Origin of the sequence: Micromonospora sp. M51 (assembly GCF_018070305.1) — a bacterium.
In the GTDB taxonomy this organism is placed as follows: Bacteria; Actinomycetota; Actinomycetes; order Mycobacteriales; family Micromonosporaceae; genus Micromonospora; species Micromonospora parva.
Genome location: NZ_JAGPXZ010000754.1, coordinates 1 through 2,857, shown reverse-complemented (window position 1 = coordinate 2,857; position 2,857 = coordinate 1). Strand labels below are relative to the sequence as shown.

Annotated in this window: 2 protein-coding genes; both read left to right on the top strand. The window is 70.4% G+C overall.

The genetic code is table 11. The features are described from left to right. The coding region (locus tag KBX53_RS28200) for a DUF3427 domain-containing protein (RefSeq protein ID WP_210862584.1) at window positions 1–1,817 on the top strand (1,817 nt) is incomplete at its 5' end. A 63-nt stretch (window positions 1,818–1,880) separates the two neighbouring features. Further along, on the top strand, window positions 1,881–2,309 hold the full coding sequence (locus KBX53_RS28195; protein WP_210862582.1) for a VOC family protein: 429 nt from the start codon (window positions 1,881–1,883) through the stop codon (window positions 2,307–2,309). The last annotated feature ends 548 nt before the right edge of the window (window positions 2,310–2,857 follow it).

Here is a 2,857-nt window from a genome sequence, read left to right as displayed (position 1 = left end):
ACCCCGAGGCGTACGACATGGTGATCGTCGACGAGTTCCACCACGCCGAGGCACCGACGTACACGCGGCTGTTGGAGCGGTTGCGCCCCCGTGTACTCCTGGGCCTGACCGCGACCCCCGACCGGACCGATGGCGGCGACGTGCGCCGGTGGTTCGACGGCCGCGCGGCTGTTGAGCTGCATCTGTGGGACGCGTTGGAGAGGCAGTTGTTGGCGCCGTTCCAGTATTTCGGGCTGCACGACGACGTGGACCTGTCGCAGGTCACCTGGAAACGTGGCCAGGGCTACGACCTGGCAGAACTCAACGGCCTCTACACCGGCAACCACGCGCGGGCGCGGTCGGTGCTGCGCGCGGTCAGCGACAAGGTGGACGTCGGTCGGATGCGGGCGCTCGGGTTCTGCGTCAGCATCGGGCACGCGGAGTTCATGGCCGACTGGTTCAGGCAGCACGGCGTCGCGGCGGCGGCGGTGACCTCGGGAGTCGACCGCTCGACGCAAAAGGGAATGCTGCGGGACTTCAAGGCCGGCAAGTTGCGGGTGCTCTTCACTGTGGACCTGTTCAACGAGGGCGTCGACCTGCCGATGGTCGACACGATCCTGATGCTGCGGCCCACCGAGAGCGCCACGATCTTCCTGCAACAGCTCGGTCGTGGCCTGCGCCTCGACGACGACAAGCCCTGCCTCACGGTGCTCGACTTCATCGGCGGGCAGCACGCCAACTTCCGCTTCGACCTACGGTGGCGTGCCCTGACCGGGGTGAGTCGACGAGCGATCACCGAGGCGGTCCGCGACGACTTCCCGAGCCTGCCCAGCGGCTGCCACGTCGAACTGGACCGGGTGGCCAAGGAAGTCGTGCTGGCCAACCTGAAGAGCGCGCTGCCCACCTCGAAGACCGGCCTGGTGACCGAGCTGCGACAGCTCGGCGACGTCAGCCTGGCGACGTTCCTGCGCGAGACCGGCCTGGAGGTCGAGGACGTGTACCGGTCGGCCAGCATCGGCGGCTGGACCGGGCTGCGGCGGCTCGCCGGCATCGAGACGTCCGCCGCCGGCCCCGATGACCGGGACCTGGGCCGGGCCATCGGGCGGATGCTGCACACCGACGACATCGACCGGCTGGAGCTGCTGACCCGAGTCGCGGCCGGACCGCCCGCGCCAGGTCAGCAGGTGTACGCGGGCAACAGCCGACTGTTGGACATGCTGCACTTCAGCCTCTGGGGGCCGAACGCACCCCTCACGACCCGCGACGAGCAGCTGGCACGGCTGTGGAAGGAGCCGGCGCGCTGCACCGAGTTGCGGCAGCTCGCCGAGGTGCTGCGGGACCGCATTCACCGAGTGACACCGACCGCCGCTGCGGGTGCGGTGCCGTTGCGGGTGCACGCCCGGTACAGCCGCAACGAGGCATGTGCCGCCTTCGGGATGACCAACCCGGGGTCACTGCGTGAGGGGGTGAAGTGGCTGCCCGACGCCCAGGCCGACCTGTTCTTCGTCACCCTGGTCAAGTCGGAGGCGCACTACTCCCCCACCACCATGTACGCCGACCGGGCCATCACCGACACGTTGTTCCAGTGGGAGTCGCAGAGCACCACGTCGGCGGCGTCGGCGACCGGGCAGCGCTACACGTCGGGCGGCTCGACAGTGCACCTCTTCGTACGGGAAACCCGCATCGCCGACCGTGACCTGGGCGCACCGCCGTACCTCTACGCCGGCACCATGACCTACGACTCGCATACCGGCGACCGACCTATGCGCGTCCTGTGGCACCTCGACCACGCCCTACCCGCTGACGTGTACGCCACCGCCCGGACGATCGCCGCCTAGCCCTGCACAGTCACTGCTATGGGATCAGGCCGCGAGCGTGCTGCTGGCGATAGGTTGAAGACCATGGAGCAGCGGATCAGCCTGATCACCCTGGGCGTCGCGGACGTGGCCCGCGCGAAGGCGTTCTACGAGCAGCTCGGCTGGCGGGGCCAGGAGGTCGAGGAGACCGTCTTCTTCCAGGCCGGCGGCTTGGCCGTCGTCCTGTGGGGCCGCGACAAGTTGGCCGAGGACGCGGGCATCGAAGGGCCGGGCACCGGCGCGATGACCCTCGCCCAGAACGTCCGTTCCCGGACCGAGGTCGACGAGGTGATCGCCACCGCGACCAAGGCCGGCGCGACGATCACCAAGCCGGCCCGGGAGACCTTCTACGGCGGCTACGCCGGTTATTTCGCCGACCTGGACGGCCACCTGTGGGAGATCGCCTGGAACCCGGGCTTCGCCCTCGCGGAGGACGGCACCCTCACCGTTCCCGACTTCAGCGCCATGAACTGAGCCGCGCCGACACGGACGCTGTTCAGGGTGCCGGAGACGGGCAGAGCAGCGGGTCCAGCAACGGCAGTTGAAGTGGGTCCAGGCAGATCGCCAGCAGCCCCGGATCCGATGAAGGCGTCGCCGTAACAGTCGCGGTCGGCGTCGGCGTGCGCGACGCGACGGGCGGTGTCGGCGGGGCTGACGCGGGTGGGTCGGTGGTGGGGGCCGGGTCAGGTGTGGGCACCGGACTGGCCGGCGGGGCCGGTGCGACGGTCGGCGCAGCGGCCGACGGCAGGGCCGCCGCCACGACAGGGGACACCACTGTGGAGGCGGCCGGCGGAGTCGACCGTCGGACAGCCGGGCTCCATACGGCGCTCTCGGCCGAGCCGATCCGCGACCGGGGTACCACCGGCGCGGCGGGACCGATCGGAACGAGGAGCGCCCCGGCCCTGGGAACCTCCATGGTCACGATGTCCGCCGAGGCCACCGGCCCGTGTGAACCCCACGCGCCAGAGCCCAGGGCACCGGGGCCCAGCGCACCCGGGCCGAGGGTCACGAACACCACTGCC

What these genes read in the sequence shown, in the direction of transcription:
- KBX53_RS28195 (WP_210862582.1), top strand. Translation starts at nt 1,881, where the DNA reads ATGGAGCAGCGGATCAGCCTGATCACCCTGGGCGTCGCGGACGTGGCC.